The sequence below is a fragment of the Shinella sp. WSC3-e genome, from assembly GCF_945994535.1.
GTDB classification, from domain to species: Bacteria; Pseudomonadota; Alphaproteobacteria; order Rhizobiales; family Rhizobiaceae; genus Shinella; species Shinella yambaruensis.
Window position 1 is genome coordinate 3,730,094 of the sequence record NZ_OZ000530.1, and the last position, 20,240, is coordinate 3,750,333.

A 20,240-nucleotide genomic window follows, 5' to 3' on the forward strand; every position below is an offset into this window, starting at 1 on the left:
CGGGCCTTTTCGTTTCCGGCAGGCGTTACTCTGCCGGCTCGGCGGCAAGCTGCGCATCGCGGCTGCAGATCGCGCGATACCAGGCGTAGGCAAGGATCCCCACCAGGCCCATGGCGGGAATGATGGTGCCGAAGGCGAAGAGCGGCATGCCGATGGCGGCGGCAAGCAGGCCCGCAAGAAAGCCGGCCCCCATCTGGATGAAGCCCATGGCCGCGGAAGCCGAACCGGCGATCTCGGGGAAGGGCTCCATGGCAGCCGTCATCATATAGGGCATGACGAAGGCGATGCCGAAGGCATAGATGCCGAAGGCATAGATGCCGACCGGCCCCATGACGCTGAGGAAGCTCGGCGTCAGCAGATGCGACGTGAGCGCGATCAAAATGCTGGCAAAGCCGATGAAGCAAAGGCCGGGCAGCACGATCCGGGCGGGCGCGACCGTGCGCAACAGAAGGCGCACGCAGACCGTGCCGGCGAAGAAGAAACCCGACTGCATGAGCATGCCGACGCCGAACTCCGTCGGCGTCAGGCCGACCGTGCCGATCAGGACGAAGGGCAGCATGGTCGCCTGGCCGTAGAGCGCCCCGACCGCGCCGGCCATGACGAGCGTGGCGGAAACGAAGCGGCGGCTCGTGGCAAGCGCTGCGTAACCCGCAATGATCGGGCCGATGCGTCCCTTCGCCGGATCCGGCACCGTGGTCTCCGCCATAAAGAAATAGACCGCGCCGCAGGCCGCCAGCGCAAAGCCCACCATCAGGAAGAAGATCGACTGCCAGCCGAACAGGCCGAGCGCGAAACCGCCGAGCGTCGGCGAGACGGCCGGGCCGACGGCGAGCATCATGCCGACCATGTTCATGATGCGGGCAGCCTCGGTGCCGGTGAACTGGTCGCGCACGATGGCGCGCGAGACGGTCATACCGACCGACGCGCCGATGCCCTGCACGAGACGGCCGGCCAGGAGCATGCCGACGCTCGGCGCGAAGGCCGCCATCAGGCTGCCGGCGAGATAGACGCTCATGAAGATCAGCGTGGTCTTCCGCCGGCCGAGCACGTCCGACATGGTGCCGGAGACGAGCTGCGACAGCGCGAAACCGGCGAAATAGAGCGAAAGCGTCAGCTTGATCGCCGATTCCGTCGAGGAGAAGGCGCGCACCAGCTCAGGCATGGCCGGCGTATAGAGCGCCATGGAAACGGGGCCGAGCGCGACGAGAAAGGCGGCGATGATGCTGGTGCGGCGCTCGCTCATGCGCGGCGTCGTCATCGACCGGCTTCCTTTGCCAGCGCGGGTTCGGCGCCGTCTTCCTCGAGGGCGCAGAGATTCGCGCGCAGCCGCTTCAGCCGGTCGCGCATCAGTTCCAGCTCCTCCGGGCCGATACCGCTCGTCACATGCTCCATCAGCTCGATCTGCTCGGTGCGGATACTGGCGATGAGAGCGCCCGCGGTCGGCGTGGTGAAGATCTGCTTGGCCCGGCGATCAGCCGGGTCGGGGCGGCGCTCGATGTAGCCGAGGCTCTGCAGGCGGTCGAGATAGGTCGAGAGCGTCATCGGCTCGATGCCCATGCGCTGGGCGATGTCGAGCTGGCGGCTGCCCTCCAGCGTGGCGATGCGCACGAGGGTGCGCGCCTCGCCCGGCGTGAGGCCGAGACCGGCGGTGGCGATGCGGCGCTCGAAGGCGCTGCGCAGCATGCGGGCAACGTCGATGAGGACGAAACCGAGGGCGTCGGGATCGGGTCGAGAGGACATGTTCGCTTTCTGGCTTATTGTAAGTGTAGCTTACTATGCATTGCCGGAAGGAACAACCGCCCAGCTACGGCCACAACGCATGGCTGCCTTGCGAAAAGGCAAATTTTGCCGGGCATCGCTCGGATGAAAACAACCGGAATGCTGAAAATTCAACAGGATAGCCAGAATCCTCGACCTGCTATTCGGCATCGTCATGGCTGCCCTGCTTCAAGCTCGGCACTCCTTCCCCGTAGCAGAAGGCAGGGAGAGGGGCGGTGGCAAGGCACGCATTCCCGGACAGCAGGGTCCTAACCATCCACCGCAGGGAAGCGGATCGTCACGCAGAGGCCCCGGCCGTCCGCACCGCTGTCCAGCACCATCGTCGCATCGAACAGGGCGGCGATTTCCTCCACGATGGGCAGGCCGAGGCCCATGCCCGGCGCATCGCGGTGCTCGCCGCGGGAGAAGCGCTGGCGCACGAGGCCGCGGCGCTCGGGCGGAATGCCGGGACCGTTATCCTCCACGCCGAGAAGCACGGCATCCGCGGCGCGGCGCACGCGAACCGTCACCTCCGCCCCGTTGCCGGCATAGGCGATGGCGTTTTCCAGGAGATTGCGCAGGAGCTCGCCAAAAAGCAGCGGCTCGGCGCGGGCGAAGGCAGGCCCCTCTCCCTCGAAGCCGAGATCGATGCCGGCCTCGGCGGCCGTGGGCACGCGGTCGGCGGTGAGCTGCTGGGCGAGCGCGGCGATATCGACCGGCGCCGTCTTCTGCGGCTCGTTGGAGCCGGCGGCATCGATCTTGGCCATCAGCAGGAGCTGGGCGAGGATGCGCTCGGCATGGGCGACGGCGGCATCACCCTTGCGGGCGGCCTCCTGCGCCTCCTCCAGCGTGCCGGCGCGGCTCGCCAGCGCGAGCTGGGTGCGGATGATGGCGAGCGGCGTGCGCAGCTGGTGGCTGGCATTGCCGGAAAAATGCCGGAGCGCGTCGAGCGCCGATTGCAGGCGCACCATGAAGGAGTTGACGGTATCGACGAGGCCCTGCACCTCGCTCGGCACGCGCTGCTCGATCGGGTGCAGGTCGTTCGGGCTGCGCTCGGCGATGGCGTCGCTAAGCCTGTAGAGCGGCCGGAGCGACACGGTGACGGCGATCCAGACGATGAGGGCGGCCCCCGCGATCATCATGGCAAGGCGCAGCGCCGACCGCAGCAGGATCGTCTGGGTCAGCTGGCGGCGGGCGATGGTGGTCTCGGCGACGGTGACGGCGAAGGGCACGGAATTGATGCCGGTCGACGCCGAACGCTGCAGCACCGCGATGCGGATCGGCTCGCCGCGGAAGGTCGCATCCGCAAAGCCCATCGGTTGGCCCGCCGTCTCCAGGATCGTCGGCAGGGTCTGGTAGCCGGTGATGAACTGGCCGGGCGGTCCGTCGACGCGGTAGAAGACCCGATCCTGCGCGGCCGAGGTCAGCATTTCCAAAGCGACATAGGGAATGTCCACCTCGAGCGTGCCGTTCTCCGTCACCACGACCCGCTCGGCGATCGCCAGCGCCGACCCGGCCAGCACCCGGTCGGAAACCTCGTTCGCCGTCTTGACGGCCTCGTGATAGGTATCGACGAGCGCGACCGTGCCGATCACCGCCGTCGAGACGAGCAGCCAGAGCAGCAGGCGGCGGCGCAGCGATGAGGCCGGAAGGAGCGTCAAGCGGCGGGCGCCTTGTCGAGATAGTAGCCGATGCCGCGCGCGGTGCGCACGGTCAGCCCATGCGGCGCCAGCCTCTTGCGGAGCCGGCTGACATATTGCTCGATGGCATTGGCCGAGAGGTCGTCGTCGAAGGCGGCGAGCGATTGCATGATCGCTTCCTTGGCGACCACCTTTCCGGCGCGCATGAAGAGGATTTCGAGCAGGCCGAGTTCACGGGCGGGAATGTCGAGCGGCGCGCCGTCGGCGGAAAAGCTGCGCGAGTTGAGATCGAGCACGACGCCGCCGAAGGTGATCGCCGCCGAACGCAGCCCCGCCTGCCGGCGCAGCAGCATGCGCACGCGCGCCTCGAATTCCGAGATGTCGAAGGGTTTTATCATGTAGTCGTCGGCGCCGAGGTCGAGGCCGCGCACCCGCTCCTCCGGCGCGCCGCGGGCGGTGAGGATCAGGACGGCGGCCTTGCTCCGGCGGGCCCGCATGGCGCGCAGCACGTCGAGGCCGTCCATCTCGGGCAGCGTGAGGTCGAGGATGACGAGATCGAAGCTCTCCGACGTGATGGCGGCATCGGCGGAGGCGCCGTCGCGCACCACGTCCACCGCATGGCCGGTGCCCTTCAGGATGGCGGAGAGGCCATCCGCCAGGGCTTCGTTGTCCTCGACCAGTAGAATGCGCACGTCGTTCGTCCTCCCGCCGTGAACTTAACGGCGGGCGGCGCACTTGTGAACGGCCTCGCGCTTTGGCAAGGTCGCCCCATGCGTCTTGTCCTCATGCTTCTCGCGCTCCTGGCGGCGCCCCTGCCCGCATTTTCCGAGCCGGCCTTCTTTCCGGCCCGCAACGGCGATGCGGATGCGCCGGTGCTCATCGTCTATTCCTCGCTGGACGAACCGCTCGCCCGGCCGATGATCGAGGGCTTCCAGCAGGCCAATCCCGATGTCGCGCTGCGCTATGACGAGATGCTGACCGGCGAGGTCTACGACCGCATCGTGCGCGAGACGGACGCGGGGGAGAAGACCGCCGATTTCGCCTTCTCCTCGGCGATGGACCTCCAGGTCAAGCTCAGCAATGACGGCTATGCCCAGCGCAGCGACCTGCCGATGAGCGACCGCTGGCCGGCCTGGGCCAACTGGCGCAACACCGCCTATGCGCTGACCTTCGAGCCCGCCGTCTTCGTCTACCACAAGCCGAGCTTCAAGGACGAAAAGCCGCCGGCCTCGCGCGCCGAGTTCGTCGACTACCTCAAGCGGCAGGGCGAGACGGTCTACGGCCGCATCGGCACCTACGACATCGAGCGCTCCGGCGTCGGCTTCCTCTTCATGGCGCGCGACCAGGAGCAGTTCGGCGACATCTGGACGGTGATCCAGGCCATGGGGGCTGCGGGTGTGAAGCTCTATTCCACCAGCTCGGCCATCCTGGAGCGCGTCGCCGACGGACGCTTCGTGCTCGGCTACAACATCCTCGGCTCCTATGCGGCGGACTGGGCCTCGCGCCATCCCGATGTCGGCATCGTGCTGCCGAAGGACTATACCGTCGTCATGTCGCGCATCGGCCTCGTGCCGCAGGCCGCCGCCTCCCCCGAGCTCGGCCGGCGCTACCTTGCCTTCTTCATGTCGAAGGAGGGCCAGACGATCATGGCCCGCGAACTGCAGATCGCCGCCGTCAGCCCCGAAGTGTCGGGCACCAACACGGCGCGCACGATGAGCGCGCTGCTCGGCGCGCAGCTCAAGCCCGTACCGGTGAGCCCGGGCCTGATGGTCTATCTCGACCAGGTGAAGCGGGCCCGGCTGATCGCCCGCTGGAACGAGGTTCTGCGCACGCAGTAGCGCGAAGCGCGACCGTGCGGCAGCGCAATGTCAGGTAGATGTCAGCTTCCTGTGATGCCTTTGGGCTCTTCATCGTCCGTGGAGGCGGACGGAAGACCGGGAGGAGAATTCTGCCGAGATCGCGCCCGCGGACAGCCGTTCGCGCCGCCACCGGCCGCCCATCCTCCCGCCAGAGGCAACGATGCGCGCAAAGCCGCGCCTGACGGAGGATACACTCTTGAAACACTTCTTCCTGGCATCCCTCATCGCCGGCGCCATGGCGCTTCCGGCGCTTGCCGCCGATTACACGATCATCGCCCCGGCCGGCCCGGGCGGCGGCTGGGACCAGACGGCCCGTTCGCTGCAGACCGTCCTGCAGGACGAGAAGATCTCCGGCAGCGTGCAGGTGGTGAACGTTCCGGGCGCCGGCGGCACAATCGGCCTTGCCCAGTTCGCCAGCCAGAACAGCGGCAACCCGAACGCCCTCATCGTCGGCGGTTACGTCATGGTCGGCGCGATCCTCACCAACCAGTCGCCGGTGACGCTCAACGACGTGACGCCGATCGCCCGCCTCACCGGCGAATATGAAGCGATCGTCGTTCCGGCCGCCTCGCCGATCCAGACCATGGACGACCTCGTGACGGCCCTGAAGGCCGATCCCGGCGCGGTTTCCTGGGCCGGCGGCTCGGCCGGCGGCACGGACCACATCACGGCCGGCCTGATTGCCAAGGCCGCCGGCGTCGATCCGACCAAGATCAACTACGTCGCCTATTCCGGCGGCGGCGAGGCGCTTGCCGCCATTCTCGGCAACCAGGTGACGGCCGGCATTTCCGGCTACGGCGAGTTCGAGGCCCAGGTGAAGGCCGGCACGCTGCGCCTGATCGCCATCTCCAGCGCCGAGCGCATGGACGGCATCGACGCCCCGACCATCAAGGAAGGCGGCCTCGACGTCGTCGTCGAGAACTGGCGCATGGTCGCCGCGGCACCCGGCCTTTCGGCCGAGCAGGTAACCGCGATCAACGCCGATATCGAGAAGGCGGCGAATTCCGACGCCTGGAAGGACATCCTGAAGACCAAGGGCTGGCAGAACACCTATCTGGCCGGCGACGCCTTCAAGAAACAGCTCGGCAAGGACATCGCCGCGACGGAAAGCATCCTCAAGGACATCGGGCTCGTCAAATGAGCAGGGTCTCCTCCAACGAAAGGCGCCGCCCCGACCGGGCGGCGCTGGTCATCGCCCCCGTCCTCTTCGCCATCGCCGCCTTGATCTGGTGGGATGCCGGGCGCCTTGCGGAGATGAGCAACTATTCCCGCATCGGCCCCGCCACCGTGCCGCATGTCGTTGCCATCGGCCTTGCCCTGCTCGCCGTCTGGACGGGCTTCGAAGCCTGGCGCGGCGACTTTCCGGAGCGCGAGCCGATCGAGGTCAAGCCGGTCGTCTTCATCGTGGCGGGCCTTGCCGGACAGATGCTGCTGCTCAAGACCGCGGGCTTCTCGATTGCGACGGGCGTGCTCTTCGCCCTGACCGCCTTCGGCTTCGGCCGGCGCAAGCTGTGGATCTCGCTGCCGATCGGCATCGCCTTCAGCTTCGTCGTCTACATCATCTTCGGCCGCTTCCTGCAACTCTCGCTGCCCGCCGGGCCGCTGGAACACCTGTTCTTCTGAGGAGCTGACGATGGGTACATTCGAATTCCTGCTGCAGGGCGTCACCATCGCCGCCCAGCCGATGAACCTGCTCTATGCGCTGATCGGCGTGACGCTCGGCACCGCCGTCGGCGTTCTGCCCGGCATCGGCCCGGCCCTCACCGTGGCGCTCCTGCTGCCCGTCACCTACAAGCTCGATCCGGCCGGCTCCCTCATCATGTTCGCCGGCATCTACTATGGCGGCATGTATGGCGGCTCGACGACCTCGATCCTGCTCAACACGCCGGGCGAAAGCGCCTCCGTCGTCACCGCGCTCGAGGGCAACAAGATGGCCCGTGCCGGCCGCGGCGGTCCCGCGCTCGCAACGGCGGCGATCGGCTCCTTCGTCGCCGGGCTCATTGCCACGCTCTGTCTCGCCTTCATCGCGCCCTTCGTGGTCAAGTTCGCGCTCTCCTTCGGCCCGCGGGAATATTTCGCGCTGATGGTGCTCGCCTTCGTCACCGTCTCGGCCGCCTTCGGCGATTCGACGCTGCGCGGCCTAACCGCCCTCTTCATCGGCCTTGGGCTTGCCGTCATCGGCATCGACCAGCAGACCGGCCAGGCGCGGCTTTCCTTCGGCATTCCGGACCTGCTCGACGGCATCGAGGTGACGACGCTCGCCGTCGCCATGTTCGCCATCGGCGAGACGCTCTACGTCGCCAGCCAGGGCGACCGCATCCCCGACAAGGTCGAGGCGGTGAAGGGCTCGGTCTGGATGAGCGCGCAGGACTGGGCCCGCTCGTGGAAACCGTGGCTGCGCGGCACCTTCATCGGCTTCCCGATCGGCGCCATGCCGGCCGGCGGCGCCGATATCGCCAGCTTCCTCTCCTATTCGACGGAAAAGCAGTTCTCCAGCCACAAGGACGAGTTCGGCAAGGGCGCCATCGAAGGCGTCGCCGGCCCGGAAGCGGCGAACAATGCGTCGGCCGCCGGCACGCTCGTGCCGCTGCTCTCGCTCGGCCTGCCGACCACGGCGACGGCAGCGATCATGCTCGCCGGCTTCCAGCAATACGGCCTGCAACCCGGCCCGCTCCTGTTCGCGACCAATCCGCAGCTCGTCTGGGGCCTCATCGCCAGCCTGCTCATCGCCAATTTCATGCTGCTGGTCTTGAACCTGCCGCTGATCGGCCTCTGGGTGAAGCTGCTGACGATCCCCAAACCCTGGCTCTATGCCGGCATCCTGCTCTTCGCGACGCTCGGCACGATCGGCGCCAACCCGTCGGTCTTCGAGCTCGGCATGCTGCTCGCCTTCGGCCTGCTCGGCTTTGCCATGCGCATCTTCGGCTATCCGATCGCGCCCGTCGTCGTCGGCCTCATCCTCGGGCCGATGGCGGAGCAGCAGCTGCGCCGGGCGCTGGCGATCAGCCAGGGCGACGTCTCCGCGCTCTTCCTGTCGCCGATCGCCGCCGTGCTCTTCGTGCTGGCCATCCTCGCCGTCGTCGTGCCGCTCATCCTGCGCGCCCGCGGCAAGGGCGAAGTGCTCTCGCAGTTCGCGGCCAACGAAGACTGAGCCTTACCGACGGTCCCTCCCGAGACCGAACAGGACGCAGGCCGGAAACACCCGTTTCCGGCCTGCGTCCGTTGCATGGCTGGGCTGAGATTCCGTCGCTTGTCCTTTGAGGCCCGAGACATCATCTTCTACTCGTAAGCTAAAACAGAAAGCGAGCAATCCAATGACCACCCTCCGCAACTCCTTCGCCCAGGGCTTCTTCGGCCGGGCCTTCGCCGTACTGAGCGCTGCCAATGCAGCCGCCGCGGCTGTCGAAGGGCACCGCCGCCCGAAGGAACGCGACCTGAGAACGCTCGGCATCAACCCTGCCGACTTTCCGCGCGTCTGACGCCGTAGAAAGAATTCCTTGAACGAAAAGGCCCGCTGGTCGCAAGACCGGCGGGCCTTCTGTATTCGGGGCCTCGTCTTCTTCTAGAGCATTTCCAGCCGAAGCGAACTCGCTTCGGCGTCGGATAAAACGGTAAAGACGAGGAAGCCGGCCGTCGGAACGGCCGGCCGATGGTGCCTCAGGCGCGTTCGCCGAGTTGGGCCGCCACACGGTCGGAGCCGTGCAGGTCGCCATGGCTTTCCCGCGCGCGTTCCCGCTTGTTGTAGCGGATCGACGACCAGAGCGAGATGCCGATCAGCGTCGCGCCGCCAAGGCCGGTAATGACTTCCGGGATGTGCACCAGCGTCTGGCAATACATGACCACCGAGAGGATCAGGATCGCGTAGAACGCGCCGTGCTCCAGGTAGCGGTATTCGGCAAGCGTGCCCTTGTCGACGAGCATGATCGTCATCGAGCGCACATACATGGCGCCGATGCCGAGGCCGATCGCGATGACGAAGAGGTTCTGCGTCAGCGCGAAGGCGCCGATGACGCCGTCGAAGGAGAAGCTGGCATCGAGCACTTCCAGGTAGATGAAGGCGCCGAGGCCGCCCTTGGCCGCTTCCGACATCGCCTTCTGCGAGGCATCGAGCAGGCCGCCGACGACTTCCACCGCAAGGAAGGTCAGGAGGCCGTAGATGGCGGAGAAGACGAAGGTATTGGCCTCCTCGCCCTCGAGCAGGTTCGAGAAGACCAGGATCAGGAGCAGCACGAAGGCGATCTCGATGCCCTTGACGGTGGCCGAGCGAGCCATGTGCTTCTCGATGAAGCCGATCCAGTGCACGTCCTTCTCATGGTTGAAGAAGTAGGTGAGGCCGACCATCATCAGGAAGGTGCCGCCGAAGGCGGCGATCGGCAGATGCGCCTCGTTCATGATGCGGGCATATTCCGCCGGCTCGCGGGCCGCCAGCATGATCGCCTCGAACGGGCCGATGCGCGCCGCGATCACCACGATCAGCAGCGGGAAGACGATGCGCATGCCGAAGACGGCGATAATGATGCCCCAGGTCAGGAAGCGGTGCTGCCACACCGGCGTCATGTCCTTGAGCTTGTTCGCGTTGACGATGGCGTTGTCGAAGGAGAGCGAGATCTCCAGCACCGCAAGCACGGCGCAGATGAAGAAGATCGTCGCCATGCCGGAGAGCGTTCCGGTCGTCTGCCAGCCGAGCCAGGCGCCGAGCACCAGGCCGATGGCGGTGAAGATGAATGCCCACTTCAGGTAGGAAAGGGTGGATTTGCCTTCGCCGTTACCGATCATGACAGCACCTCCTGGGTGGAAGCCACGGTGTTGCGGAAAAGGGAACAACGCATACCGGAAAGGGCATGCGGGTCAGGCATTGTCAGGATTTTCATGTTTTTGAATCCGCCGGCTCGATTGCTGGCGGTACCGACATCACGAGAGCGCCGTAAAACTCTCGCCAGAGGGGCCCGGCACCTAAGTTCACCGCGGCTACCGATGTCCAAGGCCGCGGTTATCCGGTGTTTTCACCGAAGTTGCCGTCCGCGTCAAGGGGCGGGGTGCCGCTTGGCCTACAAATGCCGCAGGCCGCGCGCCGGTTCCGTATTTTAAAGCCGCCACCCTGTACCAACCCCCTTCTCCATTCCTATATTCGCCGCACGGTGATTTGCCAGAAAGGACCAGACCCCCATGACCGAAACGCGCATCGATCCCGCCCTCGTCGAGTGGACCGGCCTCAACGGCCTGCCGTGTTTCGATCTCGTGAAGGATGACGCCTTCGCGGACGGGTTTGCCGCCGCGCTCGCCGCGCACGAGGCGGAGATCGACGCCATCGCCGGCAATCCGGAGCCCGCGACCTTCGACAACACGATCGTCGCGCTCGAAACTGCCGGCGACGAACTTTCCCGCGTCTCCGCGCTCTTCTGGAGCCGGGCCGGCGCCAACACCAACGACACGATCCAGGCCCTGGAGCGCGACATCGCGCCCAAGATGGCGCGGCACTATTCGAAGATCGGCACCAATGCGGCGCTCTTCGCCCGCATCGACGCGCTCTGGGAGGGCCGCGAGGCGCTGAACCTCTCGCTGGAACAGACCCGCGTGCTGGAGCGGCACTGGAAGGGGTTCGTCAAGTCCGGTGCCAGGCTGGCCAAGCCGGAGCAGGACCGCCTCGCCGCGATCAACGAGACGCTGGCCGGGCTCGGCGCGAAATTCGGCCAGAACGTGCTGGCCGACGAGAAGAACTGGGCGCTCCTGCTCGACGAGGGCGATGCGCTTAACGGCCTGCCGGACTTCCTGAAGGACGCCATGGCCGCCGCGGCCCGCGAACGCGGAGAGAACGGCCGCTTTGCCGTCACGCTGTCGCGCTCGATTATCGAGCCCTTCCTCACCTTCTCCGCCCGCCGGGACCTGCGCGAACAGGCCTTTCGCGCCTGGGTGGCACGCGGCGAGAACGATGGTGAAACGGACAATCGCGGCATCGTCAGGGAAACGCTGGCGCTGCGCGCCGAAAAGGCCGGCCTGCTCGGCTATACGAATTTCGCCGCGCTGAAACTCGACAACACCATGGCCAAGACGCCGGAGGCGGTGAACGGCCTTCTCATGCAGGTCTGGGAAAAGGCCGTGGCGCGGGCGCGCGAGGAAGAGGCGGAGCTCGCCGCCCTCGCCGCGGAGGAAGGCCACAACCACGCGGTCATGCCCTGGGACTGGCGCTATTACGCCGAAAAGCTGCGCGCGAAGAAGTTCAGCTTCTCAGAGGCGGAGCTGAAACCCTATCTGCAACTGGAAAAGATCATCGACGCCTGCTTCGACGTCGCCGGGCGGCTGTTCGGCATCCGCGCCGTCGAGAAGACCGGCGTGCCGGTCTATCACCCCGATGTCCGCGTCTTCGAGATTCGCGACCGCGACGACCGGCTCGTCGCCATGTTCCTCGGCGACTACTTCGCCCGCGCCTCCAAGCGCTCGGGCGCGTGGATGAGCGCCTACCAGAGCCAGCACCGCCTGCCGCTCAAGAACGGATCGGTCGGCGAACTGCCGATCATCTACAATGTCTGCAACTTCGCCAAGCCTGCCGAAGGCAAGCCGGCGCTGCTTTCGCTCGACGATGCGCGCACGCTCTTCCATGAATTCGGCCATGCCCTGCACGGCATGCTCTCCGACGTCACCTATCCCTCGGTCTCGGGCACCGGCGTCGCGCGCGATTTCGTCGAACTGCCTTCGCAGCTTTACGAGCACTGGCTGACCGTGCCGGAGATCCTGACGCGCTATGCGGTGCACTACCAGACCGGCGAGGCGATGCCCAAAACGCTGCTCGACAAGGTGCTCGCCGCCCGCACCTTCAATTCCGGTTTTGCGACGGTGGAGTTCACGTCCTCCGCCCTGGTCGACATGGCCTTCCACACGCGCGGCGCCGTCGAGGACCCGATGGCGGTGCAGCAGCAGGTGCTGGAGGCGATCGGCCTGCCGGCATCCATCGTCATGCGCCACGCCACGCCGCATTTCCAGCACGTCTTCTCCGGCGACGGCTATTCGGCGGGCTACTATTCCTACATGTGGTCGGAAGTGCTCGACGCCGACGCCTTCGCCGCCTTCACCGAGACGGGCGATGCCTTCGACCCGGCCATGGCCGCGCGGCTGAAGACCTATATCTACGCCGTCGGCGGCTCGGTCGATCCGGAAGACGCCTACAAGGCCTTCCGCGGCAAGCTGCCGAGCCCGGAAGCGATGTTGGAAAAGAAGGGGCTCGCCGCCTGAGGGCCATTCCGGCCTGGCTCCATGGCCCGGCCGGCGGCCTGTCTCAGCCGGCCTGCGCCGGCGTGCCGAGCGCCTTTTCGATGGCAGGATAGAGCCCGTCCTCGAGGCTCCTGTCGTCGAAGGGGCCAACCTTCTTGTAGAGGATCGTGCCGTCCGGCCCGACGAGGTAGGATTCCGGGATGCCGTAGACGCCCCAGTCGATCGCCATCTTGCCGACAGGGTCGAGGCCGATGGCGGAGAAGGGATTGCCGAGCTCGCCGAGGAAGCGCAACGCGTTCTCGCTGCCGTCCTTGTAGTTGACGCCGACGACATTGAGACGCGGGTCCCTGGACAACGCCAGGATGACCGGATGCTCCTGCCGGCAGGGCACGCACCAGGACGCCCAGAAATTGACGAGCGTCAGCTTGCCCTTGCCGCTCTCGGCCGTCAGCGCCGGCACCTGCGCGCCGTCCTTCATCGCCCCCACCAGCGGCTCGAGATCGCGGTAGGGCGCCTTGGTGCCGATCAGCGCGGAGGGGATTTCGGACGTGTTGCGGTTGGGGTCGGTCAGCATGGCAAAGAAGATCGCCGCCATGCCCGCGAAGATCGCCAGGGGAAGCGCCGCAAGGGCGAGGCGCGTGCGCTTTCCGCCGCTCTGCGCATCGCCGTCGGTGCTGCTCATGGTTTTTCCCCGCCGCGCGCCGAACGGCGGCGGATGCCCGCCGCTTCGAGCTGCGCCAGCTCGCGGTGGCGCGCGCGGTGGTCCAGCCAGACCCAGAGGACGAGGCCCGCTACGACGGCGAAGGCGGCGACATAGGACGCCGTGACATAGAAGGCATGGCTCATGCCGCATCTCCCGAACGGCCGGCGGACCGGGCGGCATGCCGGCGCAGCACGGCGATGCGCCGGCGCAGGATCTCGTTGCGCATGGCAAGGACGTGCAGCGTGAAGAACAGGAGCGTGAAGGCGACCGCCATCACGAGGAGCGGCCAGAGGAATTCCGGGTCGATGGTCGGCCCGTCGAGCCGCACGACGCTGGCCGGCTGGTGCAGCGTGTTCCACCATTCGACGGAGAACTTGATGATCGGGATGTTGACGAAGCCGACGAGGATCAGCACGGCGCTGACCTTGGCCGCCCGCGTCGGGTCGTCCATGGCGCGGTTGAGCGCGATCAGGCCGAGATACATCAGGAACAGCACGAAGACGGAGGTGAGCCGCGCATCCCACACCCACCAGGTGCCCCACATCGGCTTGCCCCAGAGCGAGCCGGTGATGAGCGCGACGAGCGTGAAGCAGGCGCCGATCGGCGCGGCCGCCTTGGCGGAGACGTCGGCGAGCGGATGGCGCCAGACGAGCGTGCCGAGCGCCGAAAGCGCCATGACCGTGTAGCACATCATGGAAAGCCAGGCCGCCGGCACATGCACATACATGATGCGCACCGTCTCGCCCTGCTGGTAGTCGCCGAGCGTCGTGAAGGATAAATAGAGCCCCGCGGCGAAAAGACAGAGCGTCAGCCCGGCAAGATAGGGCCAGACGATCGCGACCAGCGCCAGGAACCGGGTCGGGTTGGCGAGGTCGCTGAATTTGCGGATGGCAAGGCTCGGTTCGCTCATGATGGTTCTTTAACGCGGAAGCCCCCCGGCTTCAATTGATCTGCCGCAATCACATTCCCGTCAATTCGTCGCGTCAGTCGCTCGAAAGCCGAAGCGCCGCCGCCGCCGCCACTGGCCCGATGACGGCGAAGAACAGGTTGAGCGCGACGAGGACGAGGAAGGGCGGCAGGAAGGGCGCCGGATCCTCGATCGCCGCATGGACTGCGCTGACGCCGAAGATCAGCACGGGAATGGCGAGCGGCAGAACGAGGATCGACACGAGCAGGCCGCCACGCGGCAGCGCCACGGCAATGCCCGCCCCCGCCGCCCCGATGAAGGTGAGCGCCGGCGTGCCGGCAAGCAGCGTCAGCGTCGTCGCCCCGATCACAACCTCGTCCATGTTCATGAACAGCCCGAGCAGCGGCGAGGCGACGACGAGCGGCAGGCCGGTCGCGATCCAGTGCGCCAGGCACTTGACGAACACGGTCAGCACCAGCGGTGTCTCCTGCATCAGGAGAAGGTCGAGCGATCCGTCCTCGCGCTCGGCCTGGAACAGCCGGTCGAGCCCGAGCAGCGCGGCCAGCAGCGCGCCGATCCAAAGGATCGCCGGGCCGATGCGCGAGAGCAGGTTGAGGTCGGGCCCGACGCCGAAGGGGATGACCGCGACGACCGTCATGAAGAACAGGACGCCGATCAGCGCGCCGCCGCCGGCACGCACGGAGAGTCTGATATCGCGCAGGAGCAGGGACATCATGCCCAGCTCCCCGCATCGACCAGCGCGAACCCGGTCATCTGCAATTCCCGCGCCCCCGTCAGCCCGAGCGGCTGGTGCGTCGCGGCAATAGCGAGGCCGCCGCGGGCAAGATGCGCCATGACGAGGCCGGAAAACATCTCCTCGGCGGCAATGTCGAGCGCCGCCGTCGGCTCGTCGAGGATCCAGACCGGCCGCCAGGCGACGAGCAGCTTGGCCATCGCCATGCGGCGCTGCTGGCCCGCCGAGAGGTAGCCGAACGGCAGGTGGGCGATGCCGCCGAGGCCGACGGCCTCCACCGCCGCATCGACCGCCATGCCCTGTCCGCCGGCAAAGTCGCCGAAGAAGGCCTTCCAGAAGGCGAGATTCTCCTCCACCGTCAGCTCGCGCTTCATCGCATTGCGGTGGCCGAGATAATGCGCGGCCTCGCCGACACGCTCGACCGGGTGCGCTGCAGCAAGAAGTTTCGCCGTTCCCGATTCGGCAGGCAGAAGGCCCGCGAGCACCCGCAGCAGCGTGGACTTGCCGGAGCCGTTCGGCCCCTTGACGACGAGCGCCTCGCCGTCGGCGATTTCGAAGGAAATATCTTGGAAAATCAGGTCCTCGCCGCGCTTGGCACTCAATCCTTCGGCGACGAGCCGCATGATGTTTCACTTTCCCTTACGACCTTGGTCGCAACGCAAAAAATTGTCCGATTGCCGGCCGGCACTCTGGAACGTTTCTTAGAAATTATCTATAACGCGGTCGCCACGCCAGCGGTCGGCGTGAATTTGATGTTCAGCGCCGAACACGGGGAGAGATTTCCGGGTACGGACAGCGGAAATGGCCGCACCCGCATCCCACAGGCGCTTTGGCGCGAGGGCGTTCGTACGTCAGTTTCTGGCGACCAGACGGAACGGGGTATAACGTGTCCAGATCCCTAGACAGTTTCCATTGTCGTTCGACCTTGACGGTGAACGGCACCGACTATGTGTATTACAGCCTGCCGAAGGCCGAGGCGAACGGGCTTGCCGGGGTCTCGAAGCTGCCCTATTCGATGAAGGTGCTGCTGGAGAACCTGTTGCGCTTCGAGGACGGCCGCTCGGTGACGAAGGAGCACATCCTGTCGGTCGCCGAATGGCTTTCCAACAAGGGCACGGTCGAGAACGAGATCGCCTACCGCCCGGCGCGCGTCCTGATGCAGGATTTTACCGGCGTTCCGGCGGTGGTGGACCTTGCGGCGATGCGCGATGCGATGGTCTCGCTCGGCGGCGATCCGGAGAAGATCAACCCGCTGGTGCCGGTCGACCTCGTCATCGACCATTCGGTCATCGTCGACGAGTTCGGCACGCCGACCGCCTTTGCCCGCAACGTGGAGCTGGAATACGAGCGCAACGGCGAGCGCTACCGCTTCCTCAAATGGGGCCAGCAGGCGTTCAAGAACTTCCGCGTCGTTCCGCCCGGCACGGGCATCTGTCATCAGGTCAATCTGGAATATCTGGGCCAGACGGTTTGGACCAAGGACGAAGACGGCGAGATCATCGCCTACCCGGATACGTGCGTGGGCACGGACAGCCACACGACGATGATCAACGGCCTCGGCGTGCTCGGCTGGGGCGTCGGCGGCATCGAGGCGGAGGCGGCCATGCTCGGCCAGCCGGTCTCCATGCTGCTGCCCGAGGTGATCGGCTTCAAGCTGACGGGCAAATTGAAGGAAGGCGTGACGGCGACCGACCTGGTGCTGATGGTCGTGCAGATGCTGCGCAAGAAGGGCGTGGTGTCGAAGTTCGTCGAGTTCTTCGGCCCCGGCCTTGACAACATGACGCTGGCCGACCGCGCGACGATCGGCAATATGGGCCCGGAATACGGCGCGACCTGCGGCTTCTTCCCGGTCGATGCCGAGACGGTCAACTACCTCACCATGTCGGGTCGCGAAGAACAGCGCATCGCGCTGGTCGAGGCCTATTCGAAGGCTCAAGGGATGTGGCGTGACGGCGACGGCTCCGACCTCGTCTTCACCGACACGCTGGAGCTGGACCTAGGCGACGTGGTTCCGGCCATGGCCGGCCCGAAGCGCCCCGAGGGCCGCATCCCGCTGGAGAACATCGCCTCGGGCTTTGCGAGCGCGATGGAGGCCGACTACAAGAAGCCGGGCCAGCTTGAGAACCGCTATCCGGTCGAGGGCACGGACTACGATCTCGGCCATGGCGACGTGGCGATCGCCGCCATCACGTCCTGCACCAACACGTCGAACCCGTCGGTGCTGATCGCCGCCGGGCTTCTCGCCCGCAACGCGGTCGCCAGGGGCCTGAAGACCAAGCCGTGGGTGAAGACGTCGCTTGCGCCGGGATCGCAGGTGGTCGGCGAATACCTTGCCAAGTCCGGCCTGCAGGCCGATCTCGACGCGCTCGGCTTCAACCTCGTCGGCTTCGGCTGCACGACCTGCATCGGCAATTCCGGCCCGCTGCCGGCGCCGATCTCCAGGACGATCAACGACAAGGGGCTGATCGCCGCGGGCGTCCTGTCGGGCAACCGCAACTTCGAGGGCCGCATCTCGCCGGACGTGCAGGCGAACTACCTCGCCTCCCCGCCGCTCGTCGTGGCTTACGCGCTGGCCGGCTCCGTGCAGAAGGACCTGACGAGCGAGCCGCTCGGCGAGGACAAGGACGGCAAGCCGGTCTACCTCAAGGACATCTGGCCCTCCTCCAAGGAGATCCAGGCCTTCATCATGAAGTATGTCACGCGCGAGCTCTACGCCACGAAATATGCCGACGTGTTCAAGGGCGACGCCAACTGGCAGGACGTGCAGGTGCCGGCGGGCCAGACCTATGCCTGGGACGACCAGTCGACCTATGTGCAGAACCCGCCCTACTTCGTCGGCATGGGCAGGACCGGCTCGGGCCTTTCCGACATCAAGGGCGCGCGGGTGCTGGGCCTGTTCGGCGACAAGATCACCACCGACCACATCTCGCCGGCCGGCTCGATCAAGGCGGCCTCGCCGGCCGGTGCCTACCTGATCGGCCATGGCGTCGGCGTCGCCGACTTCAACCAGTACGGCACGCGGCGCGGCAACCATGAGGTGATGATGCGCGGCACCTTCGCCAATATCCGCATCCGCAACCACATGCTCGGGCCGAACGGCAAGGAGGGCGGCTACACGATCCACTATCCCTCCAAGGAGGAGATGTCGATCTACGACGCGGCGATGAAGTACAAGGAGGAGGGCGTTCCGCTCGTCATCTTCGCGGGCGTCGAATACGGCAACGGCTCCTCGCGCGACTGGGCGGCCAAGGGCACCAACCTTCTCGGCGTCAAGGCCGTGATCGCCCAGTCCTTCGAGCGCATCCACCGCTCCAACCTCGTTGGCATGGGCGTCGTGCCCTTCGTCTTCGAGGACGGCACGACCTGGGCGTCCCTCGACCTCAAGGGCGACGAGACCGTCACCATCGAGGGCCTGGAAGGCGACATCAAGCCGCGCGAGAAGAAGATCGCCAGGATCACCTATGCCGACGGAACCGTCAGGGACGTCCCACTCCTCTGCCGCATCGACACCCTCGACGAGGTCACATACATGAACAACGGCGGCATCCTACAAACCGTCCTCAGAGACCTCGCTGCCTGAGCGGTTTCAGTGCCCACCCACCGCCGTCATCCTCGGGCTTGACCCGAGGATCCATGCGGCACCTGCGGCTGTAGATGGTCGGGTCGAGCCCGACCATGACGGAGGGGAGGTTGGTGGACGTGATCAACAGTCCAATGCCGGGGTTGCAAACCCCGGCATTGCTATTTTCCAGAGCATTTTTCTCAGCTATGAAGCTCACTCCATCGTGACTTCCTGTTGAAGCGGCAAGCGCGTATGACGGGCTCAAAAGGCCGGTATTTGCCGGCGCTCCACTGGAATTGATCATGCCGAGACCGCACATACCGCATTGTCTGGCGATCCTGCTGATGCTGGGGGCCGGCATCGACGCCGCCCATGCCGGGGAGACCGTTCGGCCCAAGGGCGTGGTCGAGCTTTTCACCAGCCAGGGCTGTTCGTCCTGTCCGCCCGCCGACAAGGCGCTGGAGACGCTGGCACGCGAGGGCGAGGTCGTCGCGCTTTCCTACCACGTCGACTACTGGAACTATCTCGGCTGGGCCGACACGCTCGCCTCCAAGGACAATACCGACCGGCAATATGCCTATGCCCGCATGTTCGGCCGCAACGGCGTCTACACGCCGCAGGCCGTGTTGAACGGCCGCGAGCACTTGAACGGCGCCGACATCGCCGGCATCCGTTCGCGGATCAGCGCCATGCCCGGCGAGAGGAAGGGCCTCGAAGTACCGGTCGATGTCGAGGTGAAGAACGATGAATTGCGCATCCGCGTCGGCCCTGGCGAAGGCAAGGCCAATATCGTCATCGCCTATTTCGAGCGCGAGCGTACGATCAACATCGACAAGGGCGAGAACCGCGGCAAGACCGTGAACTACTGGCACGCCGTCACCGACATGGAGACGATCGGCATGTGGGAGGGCAAGGAGACCAACCTGGTGCTGCCTGCCGACATGCTGAAGAAGAAAAAGAAGTCCGGCGGCTGCGCCGTGCTGCTCCAGCGCATGCGCACGGCCGATACGCCCGGCGCCATCCTGGGCGCGACGGTGCTGACGGGCCACAAGGCCCCGCGGTAGGATAGCGGCACCCCGTGCAGCGCCTGCGGCGGCCTTGCGGAAACAGCATGGAGAAAACGAACACCCTGGGACGCGCGAGCGTTCCGGGGGAGGTCCGGTCCGGCTTCTTCGAGGGGCTTGGGGCTTGAGGGTTCGAAGAAAGACGGACCGGACCTGGACGAAGTCGCCGGCAACGGAATACAAGGCGACCTCGACAGACGCTTCCCGTACCGGCCGCTTCCCGCACAAGGCAGCGGGCCGGCACGAGCTGCGACCGGCGAACTCTCTCCTGTAATTTGGGCGTCTGTTTGTCTGAATTGCGGCGAGACGGATTTTTGCGAGAACGCCCGCGCCGACCATCCGCCTTGCATTTCGACACCGCTCAGGCACACTGTCATCGAGCCGTCATGGACGAAGCGCGGAGATTCGATGACCGACCAGCCGGATTTGCAGGCTTCCAACGTCGTGGTCGACCTGCTGGATTACCGAAACAGCAAGGATCCGCTGCCGGTAACCTTCCATCGACGCGAGCTCGACGCAATCCTCTGGGTCTATGGCCGCATGGTCGGCGAAGGGGAATGGCGCGACTACGCCATCGACCACCTGCGCGACAGGGCGGTGTTCTCCGTCTTCAAGCGTTCCGGCGAAATGCCGCTCTACCGAATCGAGAAGAACCCGAAGCTTGCCGCCAAGCAGGGCGCCTATAGCGTGATCAACACGCACGGCACCATCCTGAAGCGCGGCCACGAGCTGAAACAGGTGCTGAAGGTCTTCGACAAGGTGCTCCGTCTCGTCGAGACGTGAACCC

19 protein-coding genes are annotated in these 20,240 nt (G+C 66.1%); 9 read left to right on the forward strand and 10 right to left on the reverse strand.

Annotated elements, in window-relative coordinates; translation table 11 throughout:
* Window positions 1-25 precede the first annotated feature (25 nt).
* The 4 genes from AABF56_RS18375 to AABF56_RS18390 form a co-directional block, all read right to left on the reverse strand.
* On the reverse strand, window positions 26-1,258 hold the full coding sequence (locus tag AABF56_RS18375) for a multidrug effflux MFS transporter (protein ID WP_272807064.1): 1,233 nt from the start codon (window positions 1,256-1,258) through the stop codon (window positions 26-28).
* Window positions 1,255-1,740: a MarR family winged helix-turn-helix transcriptional regulator gene (locus AABF56_RS18380; RefSeq protein ID WP_272807065.1), complete on the reverse strand. Its 486-nt coding sequence runs from the start codon at window positions 1,738-1,740 to the stop codon at window positions 1,255-1,257. The genes AABF56_RS18375 and AABF56_RS18380 overlap by 4 nt, the downstream gene beginning before the upstream one ends.
* Window positions 1,741-2,027: 287 nt before the next feature.
* Window positions 2,028-3,419: a sensor histidine kinase gene (locus AABF56_RS18385; RefSeq protein ID WP_272807066.1), complete on the reverse strand. Its 1,392-nt coding sequence runs from the start codon at window positions 3,417-3,419 to the stop codon at window positions 2,028-2,030.
* Window positions 3,416-4,090, reverse strand: coding sequence for a response regulator (locus tag AABF56_RS18390; RefSeq protein ID WP_244769162.1), 675 nt, complete (start codon window positions 4,088-4,090; stop codon window positions 3,416-3,418). The genes AABF56_RS18385 and AABF56_RS18390 overlap by 4 nt, the downstream gene beginning before the upstream one ends.
* 93 nt (window positions 4,091-4,183) lie before the next feature.
* On the opposite strand from AABF56_RS18390, the gene AABF56_RS18395 reads away from it, so the two are divergent.
* From AABF56_RS18395 to AABF56_RS18415, 5 genes are all read left to right on the forward strand, one after another.
* On the forward strand, window positions 4,184-5,236 hold the full coding sequence (locus AABF56_RS18395) for an ABC transporter substrate-binding protein (RefSeq protein WP_244769417.1): 1,053 nt from the start codon (window positions 4,184-4,186) through the stop codon (window positions 5,234-5,236).
* A gap of 217 nt (window positions 5,237-5,453) precedes the next feature.
* On the forward strand, window positions 5,454-6,398 hold the full coding sequence (locus AABF56_RS18400) for a Bug family tripartite tricarboxylate transporter substrate binding protein (protein ID WP_272807067.1): 945 nt from the start codon (window positions 5,454-5,456) through the stop codon (window positions 6,396-6,398).
* Window positions 6,395-6,880, forward strand: coding sequence for a tripartite tricarboxylate transporter TctB family protein (locus tag AABF56_RS18405; protein ID WP_272807068.1), 486 nt, complete (start codon window positions 6,395-6,397; stop codon window positions 6,878-6,880). Before AABF56_RS18400 ends, AABF56_RS18405 begins: the two co-directional genes overlap by 4 nt.
* 10 nt (window positions 6,881-6,890) lie before the next feature.
* Window positions 6,891-8,408: a tripartite tricarboxylate transporter permease gene (locus tag AABF56_RS18410; RefSeq protein WP_244769159.1), complete on the forward strand. Its 1,518-nt coding sequence runs from the start codon at window positions 6,891-6,893 to the stop codon at window positions 8,406-8,408.
* Window positions 8,409-8,571: 163 nt separating this feature from the next.
* Window positions 8,572-8,736 carry a hypothetical protein gene (locus AABF56_RS18415; protein ID WP_024270181.1) on the forward strand — a complete coding sequence of 55 codons (165 nt, stop codon included), beginning with the start codon at window positions 8,572-8,574 and terminating at the stop codon, window positions 8,734-8,736.
* Window positions 8,737-8,914: 178 nt separating this feature from the next.
* Here AABF56_RS18415 and AABF56_RS18420 read toward each other — a convergent pair whose 3' ends face one another.
* Complete coding sequence (locus AABF56_RS18420) at window positions 8,915-10,033, reverse strand: DUF475 domain-containing protein (protein WP_272807069.1); 1,119 nt, start codon at window positions 10,031-10,033, stop codon at window positions 8,915-8,917.
* A gap of 390 nt (window positions 10,034-10,423) precedes the next feature.
* Between AABF56_RS18420 and AABF56_RS18425 the strand changes: the two genes are divergently transcribed.
* Entirely contained in the window at window positions 10,424-12,484 is a 2,061-nt protein-coding gene (locus AABF56_RS18425; RefSeq protein WP_272807070.1) for a M3 family metallopeptidase, read from the forward strand.
* A gap of 43 nt (window positions 12,485-12,527) precedes the next feature.
* On the opposite strand, the gene AABF56_RS18430 is transcribed toward AABF56_RS18425, so the two are convergent.
* The 5 genes from AABF56_RS18430 to ccmA form a co-directional block, all read right to left on the reverse strand.
* Window positions 12,528-13,145: a DsbE family thiol:disulfide interchange protein gene (locus AABF56_RS18430; protein WP_272807071.1), complete on the reverse strand. Its 618-nt coding sequence runs from the start codon at window positions 13,143-13,145 to the stop codon at window positions 12,528-12,530.
* Window positions 13,142-13,309 carry a heme exporter protein CcmD gene (ccmD, locus tag AABF56_RS18435; protein ID WP_272807072.1) on the reverse strand — a complete coding sequence of 56 codons (168 nt, stop codon included), beginning with the start codon at window positions 13,307-13,309 and terminating at the stop codon, window positions 13,142-13,144. The genes AABF56_RS18430 and ccmD overlap by 4 nt, the downstream gene beginning before the upstream one ends.
* Window positions 13,306-14,076, reverse strand: coding sequence for a heme ABC transporter permease (locus AABF56_RS18440; RefSeq protein WP_272807073.1), 771 nt, complete (start codon window positions 14,074-14,076; stop codon window positions 13,306-13,308). The genes ccmD and AABF56_RS18440 overlap by 4 nt, the downstream gene beginning before the upstream one ends.
* A gap of 73 nt (window positions 14,077-14,149) precedes the next feature.
* The gene (gene ccmB / locus AABF56_RS18445; protein ID WP_272807074.1) at window positions 14,150-14,809 is read right to left on the reverse strand and encodes a heme exporter protein CcmB; all 660 of its coding nucleotides are present in this window, start codon (window positions 14,807-14,809) and stop codon (window positions 14,150-14,152) included.
* On the reverse strand, window positions 14,806-15,450 hold the full coding sequence (ccmA, locus tag AABF56_RS18450; protein WP_272807075.1) for a heme ABC exporter ATP-binding protein CcmA: 645 nt from the start codon (window positions 15,448-15,450) through the stop codon (window positions 14,806-14,808). The genes ccmB and ccmA overlap by 4 nt, the downstream gene beginning before the upstream one ends.
* A 263-nt stretch (window positions 15,451-15,713) precedes the next feature.
* Between ccmA and acnA the strand changes: the two genes are divergently transcribed.
* From acnA to AABF56_RS18465, 3 genes are all read left to right on the forward strand, one after another.
* Complete coding sequence (gene acnA, locus AABF56_RS18455) at window positions 15,714-18,407, forward strand: aconitate hydratase AcnA (protein ID WP_272807076.1); 2,694 nt, start codon at window positions 15,714-15,716, stop codon at window positions 18,405-18,407.
* A gap of 326 nt (window positions 18,408-18,733) precedes the next feature.
* Window positions 18,734-19,453, forward strand: coding sequence for a DUF1223 domain-containing protein (locus AABF56_RS18460; protein WP_272807532.1), 720 nt, complete (start codon window positions 18,734-18,736; stop codon window positions 19,451-19,453).
* A gap of 408 nt (window positions 19,454-19,861) precedes the next feature.
* The gene (locus tag AABF56_RS18465) at window positions 19,862-20,236 is read left to right on the forward strand and encodes a DUF2794 domain-containing protein (protein WP_245083202.1); all 375 of its coding nucleotides are present in this window, start codon (window positions 19,862-19,864) and stop codon (window positions 20,234-20,236) included.
* Window positions 20,237-20,240: the final 4 nt, after the last annotated feature.

What these genes read in the sequence shown, in the direction of transcription:
- AABF56_RS18375 (WP_272807064.1), bottom strand. Translation starts at nt 1,258, where the DNA reads ATGACGACGCCGCGCATGAGCGAGCGCCGCACCAGCATCATCGCCGCC.
- AABF56_RS18380 (WP_272807065.1), bottom strand. Translation starts at nt 1,740, where the DNA reads ATGTCCTCTCGACCCGATCCCGACGCCCTCGGTTTCGTCCTCATCGAC.
- AABF56_RS18395 (WP_244769417.1), top strand. Translation starts at nt 4,184, where the DNA reads ATGCTTCTCGCGCTCCTGGCGGCGCCCCTGCCCGCATTTTCCGAGCCG.
- AABF56_RS18405 (WP_272807068.1), top strand. Translation starts at nt 6,395, where the DNA reads ATGAGCAGGGTCTCCTCCAACGAAAGGCGCCGCCCCGACCGGGCGGCG.
- AABF56_RS18410 (WP_244769159.1), top strand. Translation starts at nt 6,891, where the DNA reads ATGGGTACATTCGAATTCCTGCTGCAGGGCGTCACCATCGCCGCCCAG.
- AABF56_RS18415 (WP_024270181.1), top strand. Translation starts at nt 8,572, where the DNA reads ATGACCACCCTCCGCAACTCCTTCGCCCAGGGCTTCTTCGGCCGGGCC.
- AABF56_RS18420 (WP_272807069.1), bottom strand. Translation starts at nt 10,033, where the DNA reads ATGATCGGTAACGGCGAAGGCAAATCCACCCTTTCCTACCTGAAGTGG.
- AABF56_RS18425 (WP_272807070.1), top strand. Translation starts at nt 10,424, where the DNA reads ATGACCGAAACGCGCATCGATCCCGCCCTCGTCGAGTGGACCGGCCTC.
- AABF56_RS18430 (WP_272807071.1), bottom strand. Translation starts at nt 13,145, where the DNA reads ATGAGCAGCACCGACGGCGATGCGCAGAGCGGCGGAAAGCGCACGCGC.
- ccmD (WP_272807072.1), bottom strand. Translation starts at nt 13,309, where the DNA reads ATGAGCCATGCCTTCTATGTCACGGCGTCCTATGTCGCCGCCTTCGCC.
- AABF56_RS18440 (WP_272807073.1), bottom strand. Translation starts at nt 14,076, where the DNA reads ATGAGCGAACCGAGCCTTGCCATCCGCAAATTCAGCGACCTCGCCAAC.
- ccmB (WP_272807074.1), bottom strand. Translation starts at nt 14,809, where the DNA reads ATGATGTCCCTGCTCCTGCGCGATATCAGACTCTCCGTGCGTGCCGGC.
- ccmA (WP_272807075.1), bottom strand. Translation starts at nt 15,450, where the DNA reads ATGCGGCTCGTCGCCGAAGGATTGAGTGCCAAGCGCGGCGAGGACCTG.
- AABF56_RS18460 (WP_272807532.1), top strand. Translation starts at nt 18,734, where the DNA reads ATGCTGGGGGCCGGCATCGACGCCGCCCATGCCGGGGAGACCGTTCGG.
- AABF56_RS18465 (WP_245083202.1), top strand. Translation starts at nt 19,862, where the DNA reads ATGACCGACCAGCCGGATTTGCAGGCTTCCAACGTCGTGGTCGACCTG.